Annotated in this window: 21 protein-coding genes; 1 reads left to right on the forward strand and 20 read right to left on the reverse strand. The window is 66.5% G+C overall.

Annotated elements, in window-relative coordinates; genetic code table 11:
* Positions 1 to 2: 2 nt before the first annotated feature.
* The 8 genes from rpsC to rpsJ are packed head-to-tail and all read right to left on the reverse strand — an operon-like array spanning position 3 to position 4,459.
* Positions 3 to 842, reverse strand: coding sequence for a 30S ribosomal protein S3 (rpsC, locus tag ACZ516_RS27145; protein ID WP_358577385.1), 840 nt, complete (start codon positions 840 to 842; stop codon positions 3 to 5).
* On the reverse strand, positions 842 to 1,189 hold the full coding sequence (gene rplV / locus ACZ516_RS27150) for a 50S ribosomal protein L22 (protein ID WP_004571827.1): 348 nt from the start codon (positions 1,187 to 1,189) through the stop codon (positions 842 to 844). Before rplV ends, rpsC begins: the two co-directional genes overlap by 1 nt.
* Positions 1,190 to 1,231: 42 nt before the next feature.
* Positions 1,232 to 1,513, reverse strand: a complete 282-nt coding sequence (gene rpsS / locus ACZ516_RS27155) for a 30S ribosomal protein S19 (RefSeq protein WP_030782571.1) — start codon at positions 1,511 to 1,513, stop codon at positions 1,232 to 1,234.
* Positions 1,514 to 1,525: 12 nt separating this feature from the next.
* Positions 1,526 to 2,362 carry a 50S ribosomal protein L2 gene (gene rplB / locus ACZ516_RS27160; protein ID WP_055698225.1) on the reverse strand — a complete coding sequence of 279 codons (837 nt, stop codon included), beginning with the start codon at positions 2,360 to 2,362 and terminating at the stop codon, positions 1,526 to 1,528.
* 39 nt (positions 2,363 to 2,401) lie between these two features.
* On the reverse strand, positions 2,402 to 2,821 hold the full coding sequence (gene rplW / locus ACZ516_RS27165) for a 50S ribosomal protein L23 (protein ID WP_125514474.1): 420 nt from the start codon (positions 2,819 to 2,821) through the stop codon (positions 2,402 to 2,404).
* Positions 2,821 to 3,483 (reverse strand): 50S ribosomal protein L4, encoded by a 663-nt coding sequence (rplD, locus tag ACZ516_RS27170; protein ID WP_358577383.1) that lies wholly within the window; start codon positions 3,481 to 3,483, stop codon positions 2,821 to 2,823. The genes rplW and rplD overlap by 1 nt, the downstream gene beginning before the upstream one ends.
* 8 nt (positions 3,484 to 3,491) lie before the next feature.
* Positions 3,492 to 4,136, reverse strand: coding sequence for a 50S ribosomal protein L3 (gene rplC, locus ACZ516_RS27175; protein ID WP_030782583.1), 645 nt, complete (start codon positions 4,134 to 4,136; stop codon positions 3,492 to 3,494).
* Positions 4,137 to 4,150: 14 nt separating this feature from the next.
* Positions 4,151 to 4,459 (reverse strand): 30S ribosomal protein S10, encoded by a 309-nt coding sequence (gene rpsJ / locus ACZ516_RS27180; protein ID WP_003948644.1) that lies wholly within the window; start codon positions 4,457 to 4,459, stop codon positions 4,151 to 4,153.
* A gap of 1,272 nt (positions 4,460 to 5,731) precedes the next feature.
* Between rpsJ and ACZ516_RS27185 the strand changes: the two genes are divergently transcribed.
* Positions 5,732 to 6,319: a Uma2 family endonuclease gene (locus ACZ516_RS27185; protein ID WP_469012005.1), complete on the forward strand. Its 588-nt coding sequence runs from the start codon at positions 5,732 to 5,734 to the stop codon at positions 6,317 to 6,319.
* A gap of 125 nt (positions 6,320 to 6,444) precedes the next feature.
* Here the strand turns inward: ACZ516_RS27185 and tuf are convergent, their stop codons facing one another.
* The 12 genes from tuf to rplK form a co-directional block, all read right to left on the reverse strand.
* Complete coding sequence (gene tuf, locus ACZ516_RS27190; RefSeq protein WP_358577467.1) at positions 6,445 to 7,638, reverse strand: elongation factor Tu; 1,194 nt, start codon at positions 7,636 to 7,638, stop codon at positions 6,445 to 6,447.
* A 143-nt stretch (positions 7,639 to 7,781) separates the two neighbouring features.
* Positions 7,782 to 9,908, reverse strand: coding sequence for an elongation factor G (gene fusA / locus ACZ516_RS27195; RefSeq protein ID WP_358577379.1), 2,127 nt, complete (start codon positions 9,906 to 9,908; stop codon positions 7,782 to 7,784).
* 39 nt (positions 9,909 to 9,947) lie between these two features.
* Positions 9,948 to 10,418 carry a 30S ribosomal protein S7 gene (gene rpsG, locus ACZ516_RS27200; RefSeq protein ID WP_003974303.1) on the reverse strand — a complete coding sequence of 157 codons (471 nt, stop codon included), beginning with the start codon at positions 10,416 to 10,418 and terminating at the stop codon, positions 9,948 to 9,950.
* A gap of 2 nt (positions 10,419 to 10,420) precedes the next feature.
* Positions 10,421 to 10,792, reverse strand: a complete 372-nt coding sequence (gene rpsL, locus ACZ516_RS27205) for a 30S ribosomal protein S12 (protein ID WP_003948652.1) — start codon at positions 10,790 to 10,792, stop codon at positions 10,421 to 10,423.
* Positions 10,793 to 11,316: 524 nt separating this feature from the next.
* Positions 11,317 to 15,231: a DNA-directed RNA polymerase subunit beta' gene (locus ACZ516_RS27210; protein WP_358577377.1), complete on the reverse strand. Its 3,915-nt coding sequence runs from the start codon at positions 15,229 to 15,231 to the stop codon at positions 11,317 to 11,319.
* 94 nt (positions 15,232 to 15,325) lie between these two features.
* The gene (gene rpoB / locus ACZ516_RS27215) at positions 15,326 to 18,811 is read right to left on the reverse strand and encodes a DNA-directed RNA polymerase subunit beta (RefSeq protein ID WP_469012007.1); all 3,486 of its coding nucleotides are present in this window, start codon (positions 18,809 to 18,811) and stop codon (positions 15,326 to 15,328) included.
* Between the two features lie 593 nt (positions 18,812 to 19,404).
* Positions 19,405 to 19,788 (reverse strand): 50S ribosomal protein L7/L12, encoded by a 384-nt coding sequence (rplL, locus tag ACZ516_RS27220; RefSeq protein ID WP_005313624.1) that lies wholly within the window; start codon positions 19,786 to 19,788, stop codon positions 19,405 to 19,407.
* Positions 19,789 to 19,896: 108 nt separating this feature from the next.
* A complete protein-coding gene (gene rplJ / locus ACZ516_RS27225; RefSeq protein ID WP_030782600.1) occupies positions 19,897 to 20,427 on the reverse strand; it encodes a 50S ribosomal protein L10 in 531 nt (176 codons plus the stop codon).
* A 262-nt stretch (positions 20,428 to 20,689) separates the two neighbouring features.
* The gene (locus ACZ516_RS27230; protein ID WP_469012008.1) at positions 20,690 to 21,688 is read right to left on the reverse strand and encodes an SCO4651 family lipoprotein; all 999 of its coding nucleotides are present in this window, start codon (positions 21,686 to 21,688) and stop codon (positions 20,690 to 20,692) included.
* A gap of 81 nt (positions 21,689 to 21,769) precedes the next feature.
* Positions 21,770 to 22,672 (reverse strand): SCO4651 family lipoprotein, encoded by a 903-nt coding sequence (locus ACZ516_RS27235; protein ID WP_469012009.1) that lies wholly within the window; start codon positions 22,670 to 22,672, stop codon positions 21,770 to 21,772.
* A gap of 159 nt (positions 22,673 to 22,831) precedes the next feature.
* Positions 22,832 to 23,554: a 50S ribosomal protein L1 gene (gene rplA / locus ACZ516_RS27240; protein ID WP_469012010.1), complete on the reverse strand. Its 723-nt coding sequence runs from the start codon at positions 23,552 to 23,554 to the stop codon at positions 22,832 to 22,834.
* Between the two features lie 88 nt (positions 23,555 to 23,642).
* Positions 23,643 to 24,077 carry a 50S ribosomal protein L11 gene (gene rplK, locus ACZ516_RS27245; protein WP_358577367.1) on the reverse strand — a complete coding sequence of 145 codons (435 nt, stop codon included), beginning with the start codon at positions 24,075 to 24,077 and terminating at the stop codon, positions 23,643 to 23,645.
* Positions 24,078 to 24,127: the final 50 nt, after the last annotated feature.

The following is a 24,127-nucleotide window of genomic DNA, read 5'->3' on the forward strand; positions in this document are numbered from 1 at the left end:
GGTCAGGCCTCCGTTCCGGTGCTCTCAGCAGCCGGAGCAGCGGCGGCGGGAGCGTCGGCCTTGGGGGCCTCGGCAGCCGGCGCGGACTGCTGCGGCTTGCGGCCGCGGCCGCCACGCTCGCCACCACGGCCACCACGGGCCGGGCGGTCGTTGCCGCCGCCACGGGCCGGGCGGTTACCCGCACGGGCAGCGGCGTTCTCGGCGCGGACCTCGGCGATGTTCTTGACGTCGCCCTTGTAGATCCAGACCTTCACGCCGATACGGCCGAAGGTCGTCTTGGCCTCGAAGAAGCCGTAGTCCACGTTCGCGCGCAGCGTGTGCAGCGGCACACGACCCTCGCGGTAGAACTCGGACCGGGACATCTCGGCGCCGCCGAGACGGCCACCACACTGGATCTTGATGCCCTTGGCGCCAGCCTTCATCGCCGACTGCATGCTCTTGCGCATGGCACGGCGGAAGGAGACGCGGGAGGACAGCTGCTCCGCCACGGCCTGGGCCACGAGCTGAGCGTCGACCTCGGGGTTCTTGACCTCGAGGATGTTCAGCTGGACCTGCTTGCCCGTGAGCTTCTCGAGGTCACCGCGGATGCGGTCGGCCTCGGCGCCACGGCGGCCGATGACGATGCCGGGACGAGCGGTGTGGATGTCCACACGCACGCGGTCACGGGTGCGCTCGATCTCCACCTTCGAGATGCCGGCGCGCTCCATGCCGGACGTCATCATCCGACGGATGGCGACGTCTTCCTTGACGTAGTCCTTGTACAGCTTGTCGGCGTACCAACGCGACTTGAAGTCGGTCGTGACACCGAGCCGGAACCCGTGCGGGTTTACCTTCTGGCCCATTACCGGGTTCCTTCCTTGCTGCTGACGACCACGGTGATGTGGCTGGTCCGCTTACGGATCCGGTAGGCACGGCCCTGAGCACGCGGACGGAACCGCTTCAGGGTCGGGCCCTCATCCACGTACGCCTCGCTGATGACCAGCGAAGAGGCGTCGGTGTGGTCGTAGTTGTGCGCGGCGTTGGCAATGGCGCTGTCCAGCACCTTGCCGACCGGCACGCTCGCGGCCTGCGGGGCGAAACGCAGGACCGCCTGAGCCTCCGTGGCATCCATGCCACGGATGAGGTCCACCACGCGGCGGGCCTTCATGGGCGTGACGCGGATGTACCGCGCCTGGGCCCTGGCTTCCATGGTTGTCCCTTCGGTGTTAGTCATAGTCGATTCCACCCCGCCTTAGCGGCGCTTCGACTTCCGGTCGTCCTTGACGTGACCCCGGAAGGTGCGCGTCGGCGAGAACTCGCCGAGCTTGTGGCCGACCATCGACTCGGTGACGAACACCGGGATGTGGGTCTTGCCGTTGTGCACCGCGATCGTGTGACCCAGCATGCTGGGGATGATCATCGAGCGACGGGACCAGGTCTTGATGACGTTCTTGGTGCCGGCTTCGTTCTGGGCGTCCACCTTCTTTACGAGGTGGTCGTCGACGAAGGGCCCCTTCTTGAGACTGCGCGGCATCTAAACCCGCTCCTAGCGCTTCTTGTTCGACTTGCGGCGGCGGACGATGTACTTGTTGCTCGCCTTGTTGCGATCACGAGTACGACCCTCCTTCTTGCCCCACGGCGAGACCGGGTGACGACCACCGGAGGTCTTGCCTTCACCACCACCGTGCGGGTGGTCGACCGGGTTCATCACGACACCACGCACGGTCGGGCGGACGCCCTTCCAGCGCATACGGCCGGCCTTGCCCCAGTTGATGTTCGACTGCTCGGCGTTGCCGACCTCGCCGATGGTGGCGCGGCAGCGGACGTCGACCAGGCGGATCTCACCGGACGGCATGCGAAGGTGCGCCATGGCGCCTTCCTTCGCGAGCAGCTGCACGGAGGCACCCGCGGAGCGGGCGAACTTCGCGCCGCCGCCGGGCCGCAGCTCGATGGCGTGGATGGTCGTACCGACCGGGATGTTGCGCAGCGCCATGTTGTTGCCGGGCTTGATGTCGGCGCCAGGGCCGCTCTCAATCCGGTCACCCTGCTGCGTGCCGCGCGGGGCGAGGATGTAGCGCTTCTCGCCGTCCGCGTAGTGCAGCAGCGCGATGCGCGCGGTGCGGTTGGGGTCGTACTCGATGTGCGCGACCTTGGCCGGCACGCCGTCCTTGTCGTGACGACGGAAGTCGATCACGCGGTAGGCGCGCTTGTGTCCGCCACCCTGGTGACGAACGGTGATCCGACCGGCGTTGTTACGGCCGCCCTTGCTGTGCAGCGGGCGAACCAGCGACTTCTCCGGCGTGGACCGCGTTACCTCGACGAAGTCGGCGACGCTGGAGCCACGACGGCCCGGCGTAGTCGGCTTGTACTTGCGGATTCCCATTTCTCAGTCCTCGTCCGATATTCGGACCAGGGCGCTCCGTTAGGAGGCCTGGCCGAAGATGTCGATACGGTCGCCCTCAGCAAGGGTCACAATCGCGCGCTTGGTGTCGGCACGCTTGCCGAAACCAGACTTGGTGCGCTTGCGCTTGCCCTGACGGTTGATCGTGTTGACTCCGGTGACCTTGACCGAGAAGACCGCCTCGACGGCCTGCTTGATCTGGGTCTTGTTGGAGCCGGGGGCCACGATGAACGTGTACTTGCCCTCGTCGAGCAGCGCGTACGACTTCTCGGAGACGACCGGCTTGACGAGGACGTCGCGCGGGTCCGAGAAGGACTTGCTCAGCGGAGTGGGCTCAACAGCGATCTTGCCCTCGGTCGCGATGCGCTTCGCCTTGGCGACACGCGCGGCCTTGGCCGCCTTCGCGGCCTTGGACGCGATGCTCTGGTGACGGATGGCCATCAGGCTTCGCTCCCTTCGGTCTCGTCGTTCCGGCCGGACGGGGCGCCGGACACGAAGGACTCGAAGGCGGCCTTGGTGAAGACCACGTCGTCCGAGACGAGCACGTCGTACGTGTTCAGCTGGCCCGGCTCCAGGATGTGCACCTGGGGCAGGTTGCGGGCGGAGAGCAGCGAAAGCTCGTCCGAGCGCTCGATGACCAGGAGCACGTTCTTGCGCTCACTGACCTTGCCGAGCAGGCTCTTCGCGGCCTTCGTCGAGATCTCGCCCTCGACCACGCCGGAGACGACGTGGATGCGGGAGTTGCGCGCCCGGTCGGTGAGGGCGTGACGCAGGGCGGCAGCCTTCATCTTCTTGGGAGTGCGCTGGGAGTAGTCACGCGGCACGGGGCCGTGGACGACGCCACCGCCGGCGAACTGCGGCGCACGGGTCGAACCCTGGCGCGCGCGGCCGGTGCCCTTCTGGCGGTAAGGCTTCTTGCCACCACCACGGACTTCACCGCGGGTCTTGGTCTTGTGCGTGCCCTGACGGGCCGCGGCCAGCTGCGCGACGACGACCTGGTGGATCAGCGGGATGCTGATCTTCTCGACGTCGAAGATCTCCGCGGGGAGCTCGACCGTCCCGGTCTTGTCGCCTGCCGGCGAAAGGATGTCAATGGTGCTCATGGGTTACCTCAGGCCCCCTTGGCCGCGGTACGGACCAGGACGAGGCCGCCGTTCGGACCGGGGACCGCGCCCTTGATGAGCAGCAGACCCTTCTCCGCGTCAACGGCGTGGACGGTCAGGTTCTGGGTGGTGACCCGCTCGTTGCCCATGCGACCCGCCATGCGCATGCCCTTGAAGACACGGCCGGGGGTGGCACAGCCACCGATGGAACCGGGCTTGCGGTGCACGCGGTGGGCACCGTGGGAGGCCTTGCCGCCGTGGAAGTTGTGACGCTTCATCACACCGGCGAAGCCCTTGCCCTTGCTCTTGCCGGTGACGTCGACCTTGATACCGGCCTCGAACGTCTCGGCGGTCAGCTCCTGGCCGAGGGTGTACTCGCTGGCACCAGCGGTACGGATCTCGACGAGGTGGCGACGGGGGGTCACGTCGGCCTTGGCGAAGTGGCCCTTGAGGGGCTTGTTCACCTTGCGCGGGTCGATCTCGCCGAAGGCGATCTGGACCGACTCGTAGCCGTCGCTGTCATTCGTACGGACCTGGGTAACGACGCAGGGTCCGGCCTTGACCACGGTCACCGGGACGACACGGTTGTTCTCGTCCCAGACCTGGGTCATGCCGAGCTTCTCGCCCAGGATGCCCTTGATCTGCTTGGTCATCTGTCGCTCGCCCTTCAGAGCTTGATCTCGATGTCAACGCCGGCCGGAAGGTCCAGGCGCATCAGCGAGTCAACGGTCTTGGGGGTGGGGTCGAGGATGTCGATCAGGCGCTTGTGCGTGCGCATCTCGAAGTGCTCGCGCGAGTCCTTGTACTTGTGCGGCGACTTGATGACGCAGTACACGTTCTTCTCAGTGGGCAGCGGCACCGGGCCCGCGACCGACGCACCAGTGCGCGTCACCGTCTCGACGATCTTCTTCGCCGAGGAGTCGATGACCTCGTGGTCGTAGGCCTTGAGCCGGATGCGGATCTTCTGTCCCGCCATGGCTACTGTGTAGTCCTTTGTCTCGAAGGCTCTGGCTCCCGGAAGGCCCTTTTTTCTACTTCCTCCGACCCACGCGGTCGGGCGTGTCGCAGTCCCGTCCACAAGAATCTCCCGAAGGATTTCCCTGCTAGGGGCTGCGGCCCAGATGACCGCGGGTCCGGGGGAAGAAACCCACCGGGCGCCTGGTTCAGCCACCGCGCTGCACTTCCCGAAAGATTCCCGTACTTCCGCCACAGCGCTGCCTGCGGGCCCTTTGCGGGGCCCCTCGGCAGTTGGGGCGACGAGTACTGTGGGACTCGCTTCCGGTCCTCCCGGCGGGAGGCGCACAGCATCGGCACTCAACCGAGCAACCCCGACAGTCTGCCATACGAGGCATGCCGGGGGCCAATCGAGCGGAAAAGCGTACCCGGCGGGTGACGGAGGTCAAACCCGGGGTCACGCGGAGCCGCCGCCGACGGGACCCCTCGCGCCCCGCGTCCTGCTCCCTGCGCCCCGCGCCCACCGGGACCCGGCTCCCCGTGCTCCGGTGCGGCGCGTTCCTGTGCGTTCCTGTGCGGTCGGTTCCGGTGCGGCGGGTTCCGGTGCGGCGGGTGATCTCCCCAAGGAACGTGAGGGAGAAAGAACCCCCACCCCACCGCCCCGCGCCGAGTCGCCGCGACCCCACGTCAGCCCCGCACCCCCACTCACTCACGCGGGTGAACATCCCGGGCTCAGCTGGATTTCCGGCCCCCCGGCTCCCCTACTCTCGGCCCCAGCAGGCACAACAACCGCAGACATGCGACGGCCCCCGCCGGGACGGCAATCCCAATGGCGAGGGCCTGACCACCGAGGAAGAGAGAGCTTCCCGATGGACACCCGAAACCCTAGCGTGCCCCCGCACGCCCGGTCCGCCTCCGGGCGCAGTCAATCCCACGCACGAGCGACCTCGCGCCCCCGCAGCCGCCCGGACACGCGCCGCCCGGACCCGCGCCGGAGGCCCTCGGCGGCCCACCCCTCCGGCATCCGGCACGAGAACACCCGCCACACCACCCGCTTCACGGTGATCGGCAACCACCTCACCCAGCACCACCGCCCTGCTGCCACCCCCGCCCCCCTTGGGCACCCCCACCGCGCCCTCCGTACGCCACCCCCTGCACAACTGCGACTCCTGCGACCGCGCCTTCCGCGCCCCCACCCCGGGGCGCTGCCGCGACTGCCGATCCGATCCACAGGGGGCCGCCTAGCATGAACGTGACGACCCTTGCCCCTGGGCACAGACGAGGAGCGCACGCCATGACCCTCACCCCGGACGAAACGCGGAACAGCAGTTCTCAGTACCGGGCGATGCGCGACACCGTCGATCGGATGCGGGACACGCTGCCCGGCAAATTCGAGATCACCACGGAAGGGATCGTGCACGACATGATGTCGCCCGGAGGCCCGCACGAAGTGACGGCGGCCCACATCAGCCGCCGCCTGGAAAAGGTCATGCCGGACGAACTGCTGGCCCACACGGGCACACCTGATGTGGAGCACGAACCCGGGGGCATCCTGCGCCACCCCGATGTGACCGTGATCGCCTGGGCCGATCTGAACGTAGAAGCGTCCATCGACCCCCGCACCCTGGTCGCCGCCATCGAGGTCGTGTCCCGCTCCAACCCCGAGAACGACTGGGTCGGCAAGACCCGCGACTACGCCCTGCTCGGCATCCCGGTCTACGCGATCTTCGATCCCCGGACCGGTACGGGCGCCGTCCTCACCGACATCCACGCCACCCCCGAGGGCCCCCGCTATGCCACGCGTAAGGACTTCGTCTACGGCGAGGACGTCACGATCGCCGAGTGGACGATCTCGACCACGGGCCTGCCCTGCTATCAGTGAGCGCGCCGCGCACGCGAAAGGGCCCGTACGACCGAAGTCGTACGGGCCCTTCCGTTACCGCGTGTACTGCGATGCGCTCAGTTCAGAGCGACCGGGTCTCCCCGATCCTCAAGCAAGCGGGAAGCTTACTTGTTGATCTTGGTGACCTGGCCGGCGCCGACGGTCCGGCCACCCTCACGGATGGCGAACTTCAGGCCCTCTTCCATCGCGACGGGCTGGATGAGCTCAACGGTCATCTCAGTGTTGTCGCCCGGCATGACCATCTCGGTGCCCTCGGGGAGGGTCACGACGCCGGTCACGTCCGTGGTGCGGAAGTAGAACTGCGGGCGGTAGTTGTTGAAGAAGGGGGTGTGACGGCCACCCTCGTCCTTCGACAGGATGTAGGCCTGGGCCTCGAACTCGGTGTGCGGCGTGACCGAACCGGGCTTGATGATGACCTGGCCGCGCTCGACGTCCTCGCGCTTGATGCCACGGAGGAGCAGACCGACGTTCTCACCGGCCTGGCCCTCGTCGAGCAGCTTGCGGAACATCTCGATGCCGGTGACCGTGGTGGTGGTCTTCTCGGTCTTGATGCCGATGATGTCGACGGTCTCGTTGACCTTGAGGACACCACGCTCGATACGACCGGTGACGACGGTGCCACGACCGGTGATCGTGAAGACGTCCTCGATCGGCATCAGGAACGGCTTGTCGACGTCGCGCTCGGGCTCCGGGATCGACTCGTCGACAGCCTTCATCAGGTTGAGGACGGACTCACCCCACTCCTTGTCGCCCTCGAGCGCCTTGAGCGCCGAGACACGCACGACCGGGAGGTCGTCGCCCGGGAACTCGTACTCGGAGAGGAGCTCACGGACCTCGAGCTCGACGAGCTCCATGATCTCCTCGTCGTCCACCATGTCGGCCTTGTTCAGGGCGACGACGATGTACGGAACGCCGACCTGGCGGGCCAGGAGCACGTGCTCCTTGGTCTGCGGCATCGGGCCGTCGGTGGCGGCGACCACGAGGATGGCGCCGTCCATCTGCGCCGCACCCGTGATCATGTTCTTGATGTAGTCCGCGTGACCGGGGCAGTCGACGTGGGCGTAGTGACGGGTCTCCGTCTGGTACTCGACGTGCGCGATCGAGATCGTGATACCGCGCTGGCGCTCCTCGGGAGCCTTGTCGATCTGGTCGAAGGCCGAGGCCTCGTTCAGGTCGGGGTACGCGTCGTGCAGCACCTTGGTAATGGCGGCCGTGAGGGTCGTCTTACCGTGGTCAATGTGACCGATGGTGCCGATGTTGACGTGCGGCTTAGTCCGCTCGAACTTCGCCTTCGCCACTGGGTCCTCCTGGGAGTGGTTCTGTACGCCTTGCTTCATCGGCGCCAGGTGATCTTTGCTGGGAAGCCAGCCGCCGGGGTTCTTGCCCTGCGGGGTCGAGCCCCGGCGGATGGTGTCAAGCCTAAAGCGTTAACTGGGGTGCGTTACTCGCCCTTGGCCTTCGCGATGATCTCCTCGGCGACGTTCCGCGGAACCTCGGCGTAGGAGTCGAACTGCATTGAGTAGCTTGCGCGACCCGACGTCTTGCTGCGGAGGTCTCCGACGTAGCCGAACATCTCCGAGAGGGGCACGAGGCCCTTCACGACGCGAGCGCCGCTGCGCTCCTCCATGGCCTGGATCTGGCCACGGCGGGAGTTGATGTCACCGATGACATCGCCCATGTAGTCCTCGGGCGTGGTGACCTCGACGGCCATCATCGGCTCGAGCAGCACGGGGCTGGCCTTGCGCGCGGCCTCCTTGAAGGCCTGCGAACCGGCGATCTTGAAGGCGAGCTCGGAGGAGTCGACCTCGTGGTAGGCGCCGTCGATGAGCGTGACGCGGACGCCCGTCATCTCGTAGCCCGCCAGGATGCCGAACTGCATGGCCTCCTGAGCACCCGCGTCCACCGAAGGGATGTACTCCTTGGGGATGCGGCCACCGGTGACCTTGTTCACGAACTCGTACGACGCGTCGCCGCCCTCGATGGGCTCGATCGCGATCTGCACCTTCGCGAACTGACCGGTACCACCGGTCTGCTTCTTGTGGGTGAAGTCCACGCGCTCGACGGCCTTGCGGATCGTCTCGCGGTAGGCCACCTGCGGCTTGCCGACGTTCGCCTCGACGCGGAACTCGCGCTTCATGCGGTCGACGAGCACCTCGAGGTGAAGCTCGCCCATACCACCGATGATGGTCTGGCCGGTCTCCTCGTCCGAGTGCACGCGGAAGGAGGGGTCCTCCTCCGAGAGACGCTGGATGGCGACACCCAGCTTCTCCTGGTCGCCCTTGGACTTGGGCTCGATGGCGACCTCGATGACCGGCGCCGGGAAGTCCATGGACTCCAGGATCACCGGGTTCTTGTCGTCGCTCAGCGTCTCACCGGTGGTGGTCTGCTTCAGGCCCATGACGGCGACGATGTCGCCGGCGCCCACCGAGTCGATCTCCTCACGCTTGTTCGCGTGCATGCGGTAGATCTTGCCGATGCGCTCCTTCTTGCCCTTGACGGAGTTCAGCACCGCGGTGCCGGCGTCCAGGCGACCGGAGTAGATCCGGACGAAGGTGAGCTTGCCCAGGTGCGGGTCGCTCGCGATCTTGAACGCGAGGGCCGACAGCGGCTCGTCGTCCGACGGCTTGCGCTTGACGACCAGCTCCGGGTCCTTGACGTCGTGGCCCTCGATGGCCTCGACGTCCAGGGGGGAGGGCAGGTAGCGCACGACCGCGTCGAGCAGGGGCTGGACGCCCTTGTTCTTGAACGCGGTACCGCAGAAGACGGGGGTGACGGTGGTGTCGCCGCCCTTGCCGGAGGCGATGGTGATGCGACGGATCGCCGCGTACAGCTGGTCCACCGAGGGCTCCTGGCCCTCGAGGTACAGCTCCATCATCTCTTCGTCGTTCTCCGCGACGGCCTCGAGCAGCTTGCCGCGGTACTCCTCGGCAGCCTCGGTGTGCGTGTCGGGGATGTCGACGATGTCGTAGGCCTCGCCCATCTTGGTCTCGGCGGACCAGACGAAGGCCTTCATGGTGACGAGGTCGACGACGCCCTTGAAGTCAGCCTCTGCGCCGATGGGCAGCTGCATGACGAGGGGGGTCGCACCGAGGCGGTCGACGATCATGTCGACGCAGCGGTGGAACTCGGCACCCGTGCGGTCGAGCTTGTTGACGAAGCAGATGCGCGGGACGCCGTAGCGGTCCGCCTGACGCCACACGGTCTCGGACTGGGGCTCAACGCCGGCGACACCGTCGAACACCGTCACGGCACCGTCGAGCACGCGGAGCGAACGCTCCACCTCGACGGTGAAGTCGACGTGACCCGGGGTGTCGATGATGTTGATGGTGTGGTCGACGTCGTTCAGCGGCCAGTGACAGGTGGTGGCAGCAGAGGTGATCGTGATGCCACGCTCCTGCTCCTGCTCCATCCAGTCCATCGTGGCGGCGCCGTCGTGGACCTCACCGATCTTGTACGAGACACCGGTGTAGAACAGGATCCGCTCGGTGGTCGTCGTCTTGCCCGCGTCGATGTGAGCCATGATGCCGATGTTGCGCACCTTGGCCAGGTCAAGTGAAGTGGTAGCCATGTCGGCTCAGTCTTCTCTCGGTCTCGATGTGGGTAGCGACTACCAGCGGTAGTGCGCGAAGGCCTTGTTGGACTCGGCCATCTTGTGGGTGTCCTCGCGCTTCTTCACAGCGGCACCGAGGCCGTTGGAGGCGTCGAGGAGCTCGTTGAGCAGACGCTCGGTCATGGTCTTCTCGCGACGGGCGCGGGAGTAACCGACCAGCCAGCGCAGGGCGAGCGTGTTCGCACGGCCCGGCTTGACCTCGATCGGGACCTGGTAGGTCGCGCCACCGACACGGCGGGACTTGACCTCGAGGGTCGGCTTGATGTTCTCGAGCGCGCGCTTCAGCGTGATGACCGGGTCGTTGCCGGTCTTCTCGCGCAGGCCCTCCATGGCGCCGTACACGATGCGCTCGGCGGTGGAGCGCTTGCCGTTCAGCAGCACCTTGTTGATGAGGGAGGTCACCAGAGGAGAACCGTAGACCGGGTCGATGATGACCGGGCGCTTCGGGGCGGGGCCCTTACGAGGCATTCTTACTTCTCCTTCTTGGCGCCGTAGCGGCTGCGGGCCTGCTTGCGGTTCTTGACACCCTGGGTGTCGAGGGAACCGCGGATGATCTTGTAACGAACACCAGGCAGGTCCTTCACACGGCCACCACGCACGAGCACGATGGAGTGCTCCTGCAGGTTGTGTCCCTCACCCGGAATGTAGGCCGTGACCTCGATCCCGGAGGTCAGACGCACACGCGCGACCTTACGGAGGGCCGAGTTCGGCTTCTTCGGGGTGGTCGTGAACACACGCGTGCAGACGCCACGGCGCTGGGGCGAACCCTCGAGTGCGGGCGTCTTGTTCTTCTCGACCTTGTCCTGCCGGCCCTTGCGGACCAGCTGCTGGATCGTAGGCACTACTTCTCCGGTTTCTGTGTGCCGAATAGTAAAGCTAACCTGGAACGTTCCCGACCCACGCGGTCGGGTGTGTCGAATGCTGCGGACTCCCGCCGCCAAGCGGAGAGGGGCGCAGATTGCGGTGGCCTTGTTGACGGACTCGCGATGCGGTTGAAGACACGCGCACGAGCCCAGGCACACCCCAGGCACAAGGTCTGAGCGTACCTACCTCATCGAGTCTGGTCAAAACAAATGCGATGGAGCCCGACACGCCGGGCATCCGACGGATCAGGAGCACCGCAGAAAGCCCTTGATCAATTCGGCATCCTCCGGCCGGGGACTTCCGCAGGACGAGGCCCAGGGACAGCCGAGCGCCCACGAAGGGCGCGGTGCGCGGCCTGCCCTCGACGGGGTGCGGGGTAGCCGCGTAGGCCCTGTGGAGGGCCGTGAAGAGGACCATCCGACAGGGGCGCGGGCGGCCGGCAACGCCAAAAGGCGCCCGCCCCGCGCGATGCGGGGTGGGCGCCCTTCAGTGGACCTGGTTCCTACTGGTTGTAGGGACCGTAGTCGTAGTCCTCCAGCGGGACGGCCTGGCCGGAGCCCGTGCCGAACGGGGAGTAGTCGATGTCGTCGTAGCCGACGGCCGAGTACATCGCCGCCTTGGCCTCCTCGGTCGGCTCCACCCGGATGTTGCGGTAGCGGGACAGACCCGTACCGGCCGGGATGAGCTTACCGATGATGACGTTCTCCTTGAGGCCGATGAGGCTGTCGGACTTGGCGTTGATCGCCGCGTCCGTCAGGACTCGGGTCGTCTCCTGGAAGGAGGCGGCCGACAGCCAGGATTCCGTCGCCAGCGAGGCCTTGGTGATACCCATCAGCTGCGGACGGCCGGAGGCGGGGTGACCGCCCTCGGTGACCACACGACGGTTCTCGGTCTCGAACTTCGAACGCTCGACCAGCTCGCCCGGCAGCAGCTCCGCGTCGCCGGACTCGATGATCGTCACGCGGCGCAGCATCTGCCGGATGATGATCTCGATGTGCTTGTCGTGGATCGACACACCCTGGCTGTTGTAGACCTTCTGGACTTCGCCGACCAGGTGGACCTGGACCGCGCGCTGACCGAGGATCCGCAGCACGTCGTGCGGGTTGGTGGCACCGAAGGTGAGCTTCTGGCCCACCTCGACGTGGTCACCCTCACGCACCAGGACCTTGGCACGCTTCGAGATCGGGAACGCCGTCTCGTCGCTGCCGTCGTCCGGGGTGACGACGATCTTCTTGGTCTTCTCGGTCTCCTCGATGCGGACACGGCCCGCGGCCTCGGAGATCGGGGCGACACCCTTGGGCGTACGAGCCTCGAAGAGCTCGACGACACGGGGCAGACCCTGGGTGATGTCGTCACCGGCCACACCACCGGTGTGGAAGGTACGCATCGTCAGCTGGGTACCGGGCTCACCGATGGACTGGGCGGCGATGATGCCGACCGCCTCACCGATGTCGACCAGCTTGCCGGTGGCGAGCGAGCGGCCGTAGCAGAAGGCACAGGTGCCGACCGCGGACTCACAGGTCAGGACCGAGCGGGTCTTGACCTCCTCGACGCCGTTGGCGACCAGGGCGTCGATGAGCACGTCACCGAGGTCGACGTTGGCCGGCGCGATGACCTTGCCGTCGATGACGACGTCCTCGGCCAGCATGCGGGCGTAGACCGAGGTCTCGACGTTCTCCGTCTTGCGGAGCACACCGTCCTCGCCCTTGACCGCGATCTTCAGCTTCAGACCGCGCTCGGTGCCGCAGTCCTCCTCGCGAATGATGACGTCCTGGGAGACGTCGACCAGACGACGGGTGAGGTAACCGGAGTCGGCGGTACGCAGAGCCGTGTCCGCCAGACCCTTACGGGCACCGTGGGTGGAGATGAAGTACTCGAGAACGGTCAGGCCCTCACGGAACGAGGCCTTGATCGGACGCGGGATGGTCTCGTTCTTCGCGTTCGACACCAGACCACGCATACCGGCGATCTGACGCATCTGCATCATGTTTCCTCGGGCACCCGAGTCAACCATCATGAAGATGGGGTTCGTCTTGGGGAAGTTCGCGTTCATCGCCTCGGCGACCTCGTTGGTCGCCTTGGTCCAGATCGCGATGAGCTCCTGCGTGCGCTCGTCCTTGGTGATCAGACCGCGCTCGTACTGCTTCTGGACCTTCTCGTCCTGCTCCTCGTAGCCCTTGACGATGGCCTTCTTGGCCTCGGGCACGACGACGTCGGAGATGGCCACGGTGACGCCGGAACGGGTCGCCCAGTAGAAGCCCGCCGCCTTCAGGTTGTCGAGCGTCGCCGCCACGATGACCTTGGGGTAGCGCTCGGCGAGGTCGTTGACGATCTCGGAGAGCTGCTTCTTGCCGACCGAGTAGTCGACGAAGGGGTAGTCCTCGGGCAGCAGCTCGTTGAAGAGCGCGCGGCCCAGCGACGTACGCAGCCGGAAGCTGTCGCCCGGCTGGTAGGCGCGCTCGTCGCCGAAGTCCTCGCCCTCGGCGCTGACCGGCGGGGTCCAGCCGCGCGGCGGGATGGTGCCCACCGGGAAGCGGATGTCGACGGTCGACTGGAGCGCGAGCTCGCCGGCGTCGAACGCCATCATCGCCTCGGCGGTGGAACCGAACGCGCGGCCCTCGCCCTTGGTGTCCCGCAGCTCGCCGTCGGTGGTGAGGAAGAACAGACCGAGGACCATGTCCTGGGTCGGCATCGTCACCGGACGGCCGTCGGCGGGCTTCAGGATGTTGTTCGAGGACAGCATCAGGATGCGGGCCTCGGCCTGCGCCTCCGCGGAGAGCGGCAGGTGGACGGCCATCTGGTCACCGTCGAAGTCCGCGTTGAACGCGGTGCACACGAGCGGGTGGATCTGGATGGCCTTGCCCTCGACCAGCTGCGGCTCGAAGGCCTGGATGCCGAGGCGGTGCAGCGTGGGCGCACGGTTCAGCAGCACCGGGTGCTCCGCGATGACCTCTTCGAGGACGTCGTAGACCACCGTGCGGCCGCGCTCGACCATGCGCTTGGCGCTCTTGATGTTCTGCGCGTGGTTCAGGTCGACCAGGCGCTTCATCACGAACGGCTTGAAGAGCTCCAGCGCCATGGCCTTGGGCAGACCGCACTGGTGCAGCTTCAGCTGCGGACCGACGACGATCACGGAACGCGCGGAGTAGTCCACACGCTTGCCGAGGAGGTTCTGACGGAATCGACCCTGCTTGCCCTTGAGCATGTCGCTCAGGGACTTCAGCGGACGGTTGCCGGGGCCCGTGACCGGGCGGCCGCGACGGCCGTTGTCGAAGAGGGCGTCGACCGCCTCCTGGAGCATGCGCTTCTCGTTGTTCACGATGATCTCGGGCGCACCGAGGTCGAGAAGGCGCTTCAGGCGGTTGTTGCGGTTGATCACGCGGCGGTACAGGTCGTTCAGGTCGGAGGTCGCGAAGCGGCCACCGTCCAGCTGCACCATCGGACGCAGGTCCGGCGGGATGACCGGCACGCAGTCGAGCACCATGCCCTTGGGGCTGTTGGACGTCTGCAGGAACGCGGAGACGACCTTGAGGCGCTTGAGCGCACGGGTCTTCTTCTGGCCCTTGCCGGTGCGGATGATCTCGCGGAGGCGCTCGGCCTCCTCCTCCAGGTCGAAGGACTCCAGGCGCTTCTGCAGAGCGGCGGCACCCATGGAGCCGTCGAAGTACGTGCCGAAGCGGTCACGCAGCTCGCGGTAGAGCAGCTCGTCGCCCTCCAGGTCCTGGACCTTGAGGTTCTTGAAGCGGCTCCACACCTCGTCGAGACGGTCGATCTCGCGCTGCGCACGGTCGCGCAGCTGCTTCATCTCGCGCTCGGCGCCCTCGCGCACCTTGCGGCGCACGTCGGCCTTGGCGCCCTCGGCCTCGAGCTCGGCCAGGTCGGTCTCGAGCTTCTTGGCGCGGGCCTCCAGGTCGGAGTCGCGACGGTTCTCGATCTGCTGACGCTCTACGGAGACGTGCGCCTCCAGGGACGGCAGGTCGCGGGTACGACGCTCCTCGTCCACGAACGTGATCATGTACGCCGCGAAGTAGATGACCTTCTCGAGGTCCTTCGGGGCGAGGTCGAGGAGGTAACCGAGGCGCGACGGGACGCCCTTGAAGTACCAGATGTGGGTGACCGGGGCGGCCAGTTCGATGTGGCCCATCCGCTCACGGCGCACCTTGGCGCGCGTGACCTCCACGCCGCAGCGCTCACAGATGATGCCCTTGAAGCGGACACGCTTGTACTTGCCGCAGTAGCACTCCCAGTCCCGGGTCGGACCGAAGATCTTCTCGCAGAAGAGTCCGTCCTTCTCGGGCTTGAGCGTGCGGTAGTTGATGGTCTCGGGCTTCTTGACCTCGCCGTGGCTCCACTGACGGATGTCGTCAGCGGTCGCCAGACCGATCCGGAGCTCATCGAAGAAGTTGACGTCGAGCACTATGCGTCAATCCCTCTCAGGGTTGTAAGTCATGGGGTCTGATACGGGGGTCCTGGGGCCGGCCGGGCTCATGACGAGCCCGGCCGGACTCCCGTCAGACCTCTTCGACGCTGCTCGGCTCGCGCCGGGACAGGTCGATACCGAGCTCCTCCGCCGCGCGGAAGACGTCCTCGTCGGTGTCGCGCATCTCGATGGACATGCCGTCCGAGGACAGCACCTCCACGTTGAGGCAGAGCGACTGCATTTCCTTGATGAGCACCTTGAAGGACTCGGGAATGCCGGGCTCGGGGATGTTCTCGCCCTTGACGATGGCCTCGTAGACCTTCACGCGGCCGGTGACGTCGTCGGACTTGATCGTCAGGAGCTCCTGAAGGGCGTACGCGGCGCCATAAGCCTCAAGCGCCCACACCTCCATCTCGCCGAAGCGCTGACCACCGAACTGCGCCTTACCACCCAGCGGCTGCTGGGTGATCATCGAGTACGGGCCGGTCGAACGGGCGTGCAGCTTGTCGTCGACCAGGTGGTGCAGCTTGAGGATGTACATGTACCCGACCGAGATCGGGTCCGGGAACGGCTCGCCGGAGCGGCCGTCGAACAGGCGCGCCTTGCCGGTCGGGAGTACCATGCGCTCGCCGTCGCGGTTCGGGATGGTGTGCTGGAGCAGACCGGCCAGCTCGTCCTCACGCGCACCGTCGAAGACGGGGGTGGCGACGTTCGTGCCCGGGTCTACCTTGTCGGCGCCGATGGCCTGCAGGCGCTGCGCCCACTCGTCCGCGAGGCCGGAGACGTCCCAGCCGCGGCTGGCGAGCCAGCCGAGGTGGATCTCCAGGACCTGTCCCGGGTTCATTCGGGACGGGACACCCAGCGGGTTGAGGATGATGTCGACCGGGGTGCCGTCCTCCAGGAACGGCATGTCCTCGATCGGCAGGATCTTGGAGATGACGCCCTTGTTGCCGTGGCGGCCGGCGAGCTTGTCACCGTCGGTGATCTTGCGCTTCTGCGCCACGTAGACGCGGACCAGCTGGTTCACGCCCGGCGGCAGCTCGTCGCCCTCTTCGCGGTCGAAGACGCGGACGCCGATGACCTTGCCGATCTCGCCGTGCGGCACCTTCAGCGAGGTGTCGCGCACCTCGCGCGCCTTCTCACCGAAGATCGCGCGGAGCAGGCGCTCCTCGGGGGTCAGCTCGGTCTCGCCCTTGGGCGTGACCTTGCCGACGAGGATGTCGCCGGCGACGACCTCGGCACCGATGCGGATGATGCCGCGCTCGTCGAGGTCGGCGAGGACCTCCTCGGAGACGTTCGGGATGTCCCGGGTGATCTCCTCCGGGCCGAGCTTGGTGTCACGGGCGTCGACCTCGTGCTCCTCGATGTGGATCGAGGAGAGGACGTCGTCCTGCACGAGGCGCTGCGACAGGATGATCGCGTCCTCGTAGTTGTGACCCTCCCACGGCATGAACGCCACGAGCAGGTTCTTGCCGAGGGCCATCTCGCCCTCTTCGGTCGCGGGACCGTCGGCCAGGACCTGGCCCTCGACCACGCGGGCGCCCTCGTCGACGACAACCTTCTGGTTGACGGAGGTGCCCTGGTTCGACCGGGAGAACTTGGCGATGCGGTACGTGGTGTACGTGCCGTCGTCGTTGGTGACGGTGACGTAGTCCGCGGAGACCTCCTGGACCACACCCGCCTTCTCGGCCTTGATCACGTCACCGGCGTCGACCGCGCAGCGGTACTCCATGCCGGTGCCGACGAGGGGGGCCTCGGCGGTGATCAGCGGCACGGCCTGACGCATCATGTTCGCGCCCATGAGCGCGCGGTTGGCGTCGTCGTGCTCCAGGAAGGGGATCATCGCGGTCGCGACGGACACCATCTGGCGCGGCGAGACGTCCATGTAGTCGACGTCCGTGCCGGGCACGTAGTCGATCTCTCCGCCACGGCGGCGGATCAGGACGCGGGCCTCGGCGAAGTGGAGGTCGTCCGTCAGCGGCGCGTTGGCCTGCGCGATGACGAAGCGGTCCTCCTCGTCGGCCGTCAGGTAGTCGACGTCGTCGGTGACCTGGCCCTCGACGACCTTGCGGTACGGCGTCTCGACGAAGCCGAACGCGTTGACGCGGCCGTAGGAGGCGAGCGAACCGATCAGACCGATGTTCGGGCCTTCGGGCGTCTCGATCGGGCACATGCGGCCGTAGTGGGACGGGTGCACGTCACGGACCTCGAAGCCGGCCCGCTCACGGGAGAGGCCACCCGGGCCGAGCGCCGACAGACGGCGCTTGTGGGTGAGACCCGACAGCGGGTTGTTCTGGTCCATGAACTGCGACAGCTGGCTGGTGCCGAAGAACTCCTTGATGGAGGCGACGACCGGCCGGATGTTGATCAGGGTCTGCGGCGTGATCGCCTCGACGTCCTGGGTCGTCATGCGCTCGCGGACGACGCGCTCCATACGAGCCAGACCCGTGCGGACCTGGTTCTGGATGAGCTCGCCGACGTTGCGCAGACGGCGGTTGCCGAAGTGGTCGATGTCGTCGGTCTCGACGACGATCGACGTGCCGCTGTCGCCAACGGTCTCGGTCTCACCGGCGTGCAGCTTCACCAGGTACTTGATCGAGGCGATGATGTCCTCGACCGTGAGGATGCCCGCGTCGAGCGGAGCGTCCGCACCCAGCTTCTTGTTGACCTTGTAGCGGCCGACCTTCGCGAGGTCGTAGCGCTTGGGGTTGAAGTAGAGGTTCTCGAGCAGCGTCTGAGCGGCCTCACGGGTCGGCGGCTCGCCCGGACGGAGCTTGCGGTAGATGTCGAGCAGCGCGTCGTCCTGGCCCTGGGTGTGGTCCTTCTCCAGGGTGGCGCGCATGGACTCGTACTCGCCGAACTCCTCCAGGATCTGCTCGGTCGTCCAACCGAGAGCCTTGAGCAGAACGGTGACCGACTGCTTGCGCTTGCGGTCGATGCGGACACCGACCATGTCGCGCTTGTCGATCTCCATCTCCAGCCAGGCACCCCGGGACGGGATGATCTTGGCGGAGAAGATGTCCTTGTCGGACGTCTTGTCGATCGAGGAATCGAAGTAGACACCCGGCGAGCGGACCAGCTGCGACACGACGACACGCTCGGTGCCGTTGATGACGAAGGTGCCCTTGTCGGTCATGAGCGGGAAGTCGCCCATGAAGACCGTCTGGGACTTGATCTCGCCGGTCTCGTTGTTGGTGAACTCGGCGGTGACGAAGAGCGGGGCGGCGAACGTGAAGTCGCGCTCCTTGCACTCGTCGATCGAGTTCTTCGGAGGCTCGAAACGGTGGTCGCGGAACGTCAGGGACATCGACCCGGAGAAGTCCTCGATCGGGGAGATCTCCTCGAAGATCTCCTCCAGACCGGACTTGGTGGGGACGTCCTGTCCGCTTTCAAGAGCCGCCTCGACACGAGCCTTCCACGCGTCGTTGCCGAGCAGCCAGTCAAAGCTCTCGGTCTGCAGCGCAAGAAGGTTCGGAACCTCGAGGGGCTCCTTGATCTTTGCAAAGGAAATGCGCAGCGGGGCGGTGCTGGCGCCGTTGTTCGTATTCGCGGTCGAGGCAGTGCGCGAGGCGGCCAAGAGGGGGTCCTTCCGAGGGCTCGGACTCACTACGCGCGTACCGGTCCCAGGCGGGACACAGGGACAGGCCCTCCTGACTTGGCTGTTCGGCCAGGTCAGGGAAGCTTCGGTCCACTGTGCTCAAGCATGGTCATGCCCCTGGTGACGGGCAGGAGGCAGCTAACAGGCAGCGCAAAGGGTCAGTGTAGCCAGTTGGCCCACTGATGTCCAGTGCGGGTTCTGGGAGACCCTCGTTGTTCTCAACCCCTGCTGCAAGCCACGCCCTCGATGCACATCGATACTGCCCTCTTCGCCGCCGATCCATGCCTCGGATGCGGATCGTTGTGACGACGCGTCCTGAGAATTGCGCGCTGCGTGCGGTTCGTCAAGGCCCCCCTGCCGAGACGTCGCCCTGGGACACTCACCGTCACGGGCTGTCCCGAGGCACAACGAAGATCACCATACTCGCCGGGACCGACATCGCAAGGCAGGCCTCGCGCACGTCCCGGGAACGCCGAAAGGCGACCACCCACATGGGTGATCGCCCTTGGCGTCCCGCGCGTTACAGCGTTTCCGCCGTACGTGCGGTGAAGAGAGTCAGACGACTCGTGAGGTCACTTGACCTCGACGGAGGCGCCGGCAGCCTTGAGGGACTCGGCAGCCTTCTCCGCGGCGTCCTTGGCGACCTTCTCGAGGACCGGCTTCGGGGTGCCGTCGACGAGGTCCTTGGCCTCCTTCAGGCCCAGCGAGGTCAGCTCACGCACGACCTTGATGACCTGGATCTTCTTCTCGCCGGCGCCCGTGAGGATGACGTCGAACTCGTCCTGCTCGGCCTCGGCCTCGGCCGGGGCGGCAGCGGCGCCACCGGCGGCAACGGCGACCGGGGCGGCGGCGGTGACGTCGAACTTCTCCTCGAAGGCCTTCACGAACTCGGAGAGCTCGATGAGGGTCATCTCTTCGAACTGCGCGAGCAGGTCGTCCTGGGACAGCTTCGCCATGATGGCGTCCTTCCACTCATTCGGCAGGTGCCGGGTGTATTTGGAGGCGGGCGTACGTTTGGCCCGCTGTGACCGTCGCCTCAGGCGGCGGTCAGTGTGCGAGCCGAATTACTCGGCACCGCCCTGCTCGGCCTTCTTGGCACGAAGCGCCTCCGCGGTGCGGACGAACTTCGAGGGAAGCGCCTGGAAGAGCGCGGCAGCCTGGGACTGCTTGCCCTTCATGGCGCCCGCCAGCTTGGCGAGCAGAACCTCGCGGGACTCGAGGTCCGCAAGCTTCTTGATCTCGTCGGCGGACAGCGCCTTGCCGTCAAGGACACCGCCCTTGATGACGAGGTTCGGGTTCTCCTTGGCGAAGTCACGAAGACCCTTCGCCGACTCCACCGGGTCACCGGTGACGAAGGCGACCGCCGTCGGACCCGTGAACAGGTCGTCGAGCGTGTTGATCCCGGCCTCGTTGGCCGCGATCTTGGTCAGCGTGTTCTTCACCACGGCGTACTCGGAGTTCGCACCGAGGGAACGGCGCAGCTGCTTGAGCTGGGCCACGGTGAGACCCCGGTACTCGGTCAGCACGGCGGCGTTCGAGCTGCGGAACTTGTCCGTGAGCTCGGCTACCGCGGCAGCCTTGTCGGGCGTCGGCATGAGCGTCGGCCTCCTTCCGGGTGATGAGGACCGCTCAGAAGGGGCTGGGAAAAACGAGACGCCCCGGCGCAGGCGCACGGGGCGTGAGCTCCACCGAACGAGAATCCCGTCCGGGAGCACTTCCACGGTCACCTACGCGGGTCGTCCGCAGTTTCAGCGGATCCTTCGGCCACTGCACACTCGGGAGAGAACACAGCAACGACCAGCGGTCTTTGGCTTCTTCGGAAGCGTACGCGAACGGGTCCTCGTCAAGCAAATCCGGTCAGAAGCCGCTCTCGGCCGCGGTCCCGGCGTCGGCGCCGCCGCCACCGCCGACGCCGCTCTTGCCGAGCTCCTTGAACATCTCCATCAGGTCGAACGTCTGCCCGGCCGGCGGCGGCGTGACCTTCGCGGCCGCCCCGTAGTCGGAGTAGGTCTGCGAGGTCTTGACCGTGCCCTCGGGGGTCTTGATGTCGATGTCCATGCGGACCGGGTAGTCGTCCTCGTTCACCCAGACCTCGGTGTCGTAGCCCTTGATGCCCGACTTCTCGACGTTCTTGAAGAGCTGCTCGCGCTCCTTCTCGCCGAGGACCTTCTTGAGTTCCTTGTTGCTCTCCATCATCTCCTTGACGGTGAGCCGGCCCTTGTAGCGCTGGGTCCGCACGCCGTCGACCTTCGCGGAGCCCAGGTGCTTGAGGTTCGGCGAGTCCAGGAGCATGGCGAGCTGCTGCGCGGGGTCCTGGCTCATGCTGTCCAGGCCGCCGGTCATCTGCTGGGCGAGCTTCTCGTCACCGGCCTGCTCGGCGATGGAGTTGAGGTCCATCTTCATCCAGCGCTTGCCGTCCATGTCCTTGGCCGCGGCGGCGCCCATGTCCATGTACATCACGTTGTCGCGCCAGAGCATCCGGACCTGCTTGGGGGCGTCGGGATCACCCTCCGTGAGCGCGGAGCCCTTCACCGTCACGTCCATGACGGTCGGGTCCCAGCCCATGACACCGGACATCTTCATCTCGCCGGCGCCGCCCATCGCCTTGGCGGCCTTGCCGGGCGGGGTCGACATCGTCATCTCGACCTTGGCCGACTTGGCGGCGGAGGTCTTCTTGTACGCGGCCGTGATGACGTCGGTCACCTGCGAGCGGGTCTGCGTCTCGCCCGTGCTCGCCTTGTCGGACTTCCCGTCCCCGCCCGAGCAGGCCACCGCCCCGGTACAGAGCAGCACGGTGGCGAAGGCGCCGCCCACCACGCGCCGTCCCCGGCCTCCACCCATCACACCAACAGTCATGACCCCACCCCTAGGAACATATGATCGATACCCTTTTCCGGTAGCTGAGAGTACCGGAGAGGCCGGACCCCGGCCCGCGGGTCATCCGGCGGGCCGCTTGTTCATCAGGTCCTTGAAGCTCACGGTGTCCGAGGCCGGCGGCTTCTCCACGGACAGGGGCGTGCCGTAGTCGCTGTAGTAGGCGGTCTGGGAGAAGGCCCCGGTCTTCATGTCCGCCTTCTCGACCTTCTTCACGAGCAGGTTGTCGCCGTCGACCCAGAGGTCGATCGTCTCGGTGCTCATCCCGGCCTGCCGGAACTGCTCCTTCAGCTCCGTCAGCCGGCGCTCGTCCAGGTCGGCGTTCTTGCCGGTGAAGTCGGCGATGTCGACGGTCCCCCGGTAGTGGGTCGTCTCGGTCCCCCGGACCTTCTCCTTGCCGACGCGCCGCACGTCGCCGGAGGCCAGCAACATCTTCACCGACTGGTTCGGCGTGGTCTTCTGCGCCTGGTCCTTCAGGGCCGTCCCCGCGGCGCCGGACATCTCCTCCAGCGTCTCGTAGTCGTACTCGATCCAGTGCTTGCCCCCGCCCGCCTGGGCCGCGAACTTGTCGCCCATGTTCGCGTAGAAGCCGTTCTTCAGGTAGCGGTAGTCGATCCTGGTCTGCCCGAGCTGCTTCATCTGCGCGGCCTGCGTACCGCCGGTGATGGTCGCCCGGACATCGCCGGTGAGACCGTCGGACCAGCCCATGACGCCCTTCATGTCGGTCGATATCTGCGAGCCCATCACGGTGCTCACCTCGACCCGCGCGGTGTCCGCCTCGTCCGTGCTGGAGTCGACGCTGCGCAGCGCGGCGATCGGGCTGACCTTGATGCCGCCCTTGTCCTTCGACCCCCCGGCCTTGTCGGCGGAGCTCGTGTCATCGCCCGATCCGCAGGCCGCGAGGCCCGTCAGCGCGGCCGCCACCGCGATCGACAGGCCCGTGCGCCGCATGGTCCTACTGTCCATCTCGTCCCACCCCTTGGTCTCATGGAAGGCGCGCGCACCGACGCGGGCCCGTTGACAGACGTATCCGAAACGCTTGTACACAAACAGGACGGGCCCCGCACCTCGAAAGGTTGCGGGGCCCGTCCACAGAACGCGTGCGCGACGCGGCTGCCGTCAGATTCAGACGGCGGCCGGGTCCTCCTCGACGAGGAGGTTGCGGGTGCGGTTCGAGTCCAGCGGGATGCCGGGGCCCATCGTGGTGGTGATGGCGGCCTTCTTGATGTAGCGACCCTTGGCGGCCGACGGCTTCAGACGGAGGATCTCCTCCAGGGCCGTGGCGTAGTTCTCCACCAGCTTGGTGTCGTCGAAGGACACCTTGCCGATGATGAAGTGCAGGTTCGAGTGCTTGTCGACGCGGAACTCGATCTTGCCGCCCTTGATGTCGTTGACAGCCTTCACGACGTCGGGGGTCACGGTGCCGGTCTTCGGGTTCGGCATCAGACCACGCGGACCGAGCACGCGGCCGAGGCGGCCGACCTTGCCCATGAGGTCCGGGGTGGCGACGACGGCGTCGAAGTCCAGGCGGCCCTTCGCGACCTCGTCGATCAGCTCGTCGGCGCCGACGATGTCGGCTCCAGCGGCTTCCGCGGCCGCAGCACGGTCACCGGTCGCGAAGACCAGGACCCGGGCGGTCTTGCCGGTGCCGTGCGGGAGGTTCACGGTGCCACGGACCATCTGGTCGGCCTTGCGCGGGTCGACGCCCAGACGCATGGCGACCTCGACGGTGCCGTCGAACTTGGTCGCGGAGGTCTCCTTGGCGAGACGGACGGCCTCGAGCGGGGCGTACAGCTTCTCCCGGTCGATCTTGGCGTCCGCAGCGCGGAGAGTCTTGCTGCGCTTCACTTCTGCTCCTGGTGTGTTCAGGTATGGAGTTGTGGTGCGGGCCAGCGCTTGGCCCTACCACGGAGAAAGGTCAGACGGGGGAGGAAGCTCAGCCCTCGACCGTGATGCCCATGGAGCGGGCGGTGCCGGCGATGATCTTCGACGCGGCGTCCAGGTCGTTGGCGTTGAGGTCTTCCATCTTGGTCTGCGCGATCTCGCGGATCTGCGCCTCGGTGACCTTGGCGACCTTGGTCTTGTGGGGCTCGCCGGAGCCCTTGTCGACACCAGCGGCCTTGAGGATCATCTTGGCAGCCGGCGGCGTCTTGGTGATGAAGGTGAAGGAACGGTCTTCGTAGACCGTGATCTCCACCGGGATCACCCAGCCACGCTGCGACTCGGTCGCGGCGTTGTAGGCCTTGCAGAACTCCATGATGTTGACGCCGTGCTGGCCCAGCGCGGGGCCGACCGGCGGGGCCGGGTTGGCGGCACCAGCCTGGATCTGGAGCTTGATCAGCCCCGTGACCTTCTTCTTCTTGGGAGGCATAGCTCTCTCCGGGTCCTAGTGAGAGTTTCAGCCAACCATCCGGTCATCCG

It is taken from the genome of Streptomyces sp. NPDC034037 (genome assembly GCF_055575715.1).

Excerpts from the sequence above, each read along its gene's own strand:
- rpsC (WP_358577385.1), bottom strand. The coding sequence starts at position 842 with ATGGGCCAGAAGGTAAACCCGCACGGGTTCCGGCTCGGTGTCACGACC.
- rplV (WP_004571827.1), bottom strand. The coding sequence starts at position 1,189 with ATGGAAGCCAGGGCCCAGGCGCGGTACATCCGCGTCACGCCCATGAAG.
- rpsS (WP_030782571.1), bottom strand. The coding sequence starts at position 1,513 with ATGCCGCGCAGTCTCAAGAAGGGGCCCTTCGTCGACGACCACCTCGTA.
- rplB (WP_055698225.1), bottom strand. The coding sequence starts at position 2,362 with ATGGGAATCCGCAAGTACAAGCCGACTACGCCGGGCCGTCGTGGCTCC.
- rplW (WP_125514474.1), bottom strand. The coding sequence starts at position 2,821 with ATGGCCATCCGTCACCAGAGCATCGCGTCCAAGGCCGCGAAGGCGGCC.
- rplD (WP_358577383.1), bottom strand. The coding sequence starts at position 3,483 with ATGAGCACCATTGACATCCTTTCGCCGGCAGGCGACAAGACCGGGACG.
- rplC (WP_030782583.1), bottom strand. The coding sequence starts at position 4,136 with ATGACCAAGCAGATCAAGGGCATCCTGGGCGAGAAGCTCGGCATGACC.
- rpsJ (WP_003948644.1), bottom strand. The coding sequence starts at position 4,459 with ATGGCGGGACAGAAGATCCGCATCCGGCTCAAGGCCTACGACCACGAG.
- ACZ516_RS27185 (WP_469012005.1), top strand. The coding sequence starts at position 5,732 with ATGACCCTCACCCCGGACGAAACGCGGAACAGCAGTTCTCAGTACCGG.
- fusA (WP_358577379.1), bottom strand. The coding sequence starts at position 9,908 with ATGGCTACCACTTCACTTGACCTGGCCAAGGTGCGCAACATCGGCATC.
- rpsG (WP_003974303.1), bottom strand. The coding sequence starts at position 10,418 with ATGCCTCGTAAGGGCCCCGCCCCGAAGCGCCCGGTCATCATCGACCCG.
- rplL (WP_005313624.1), bottom strand. The coding sequence starts at position 19,788 with ATGGCGAAGCTGTCCCAGGACGACCTGCTCGCGCAGTTCGAAGAGATG.
- rplJ (WP_030782600.1), bottom strand. The coding sequence starts at position 20,427 with ATGCCGACGCCCGACAAGGCTGCCGCGGTAGCCGAGCTCACGGACAAG.
- ACZ516_RS27230 (WP_469012008.1), bottom strand. The coding sequence starts at position 21,688 with ATGACTGTTGGTGTGATGGGTGGAGGCCGGGGACGGCGCGTGGTGGGC.
- ACZ516_RS27235 (WP_469012009.1), bottom strand. The coding sequence starts at position 22,672 with ATGGACAGTAGGACCATGCGGCGCACGGGCCTGTCGATCGCGGTGGCG.
- rplK (WP_358577367.1), bottom strand. The coding sequence starts at position 24,077 with ATGCCTCCCAAGAAGAAGAAGGTCACGGGGCTGATCAAGCTCCAGATC.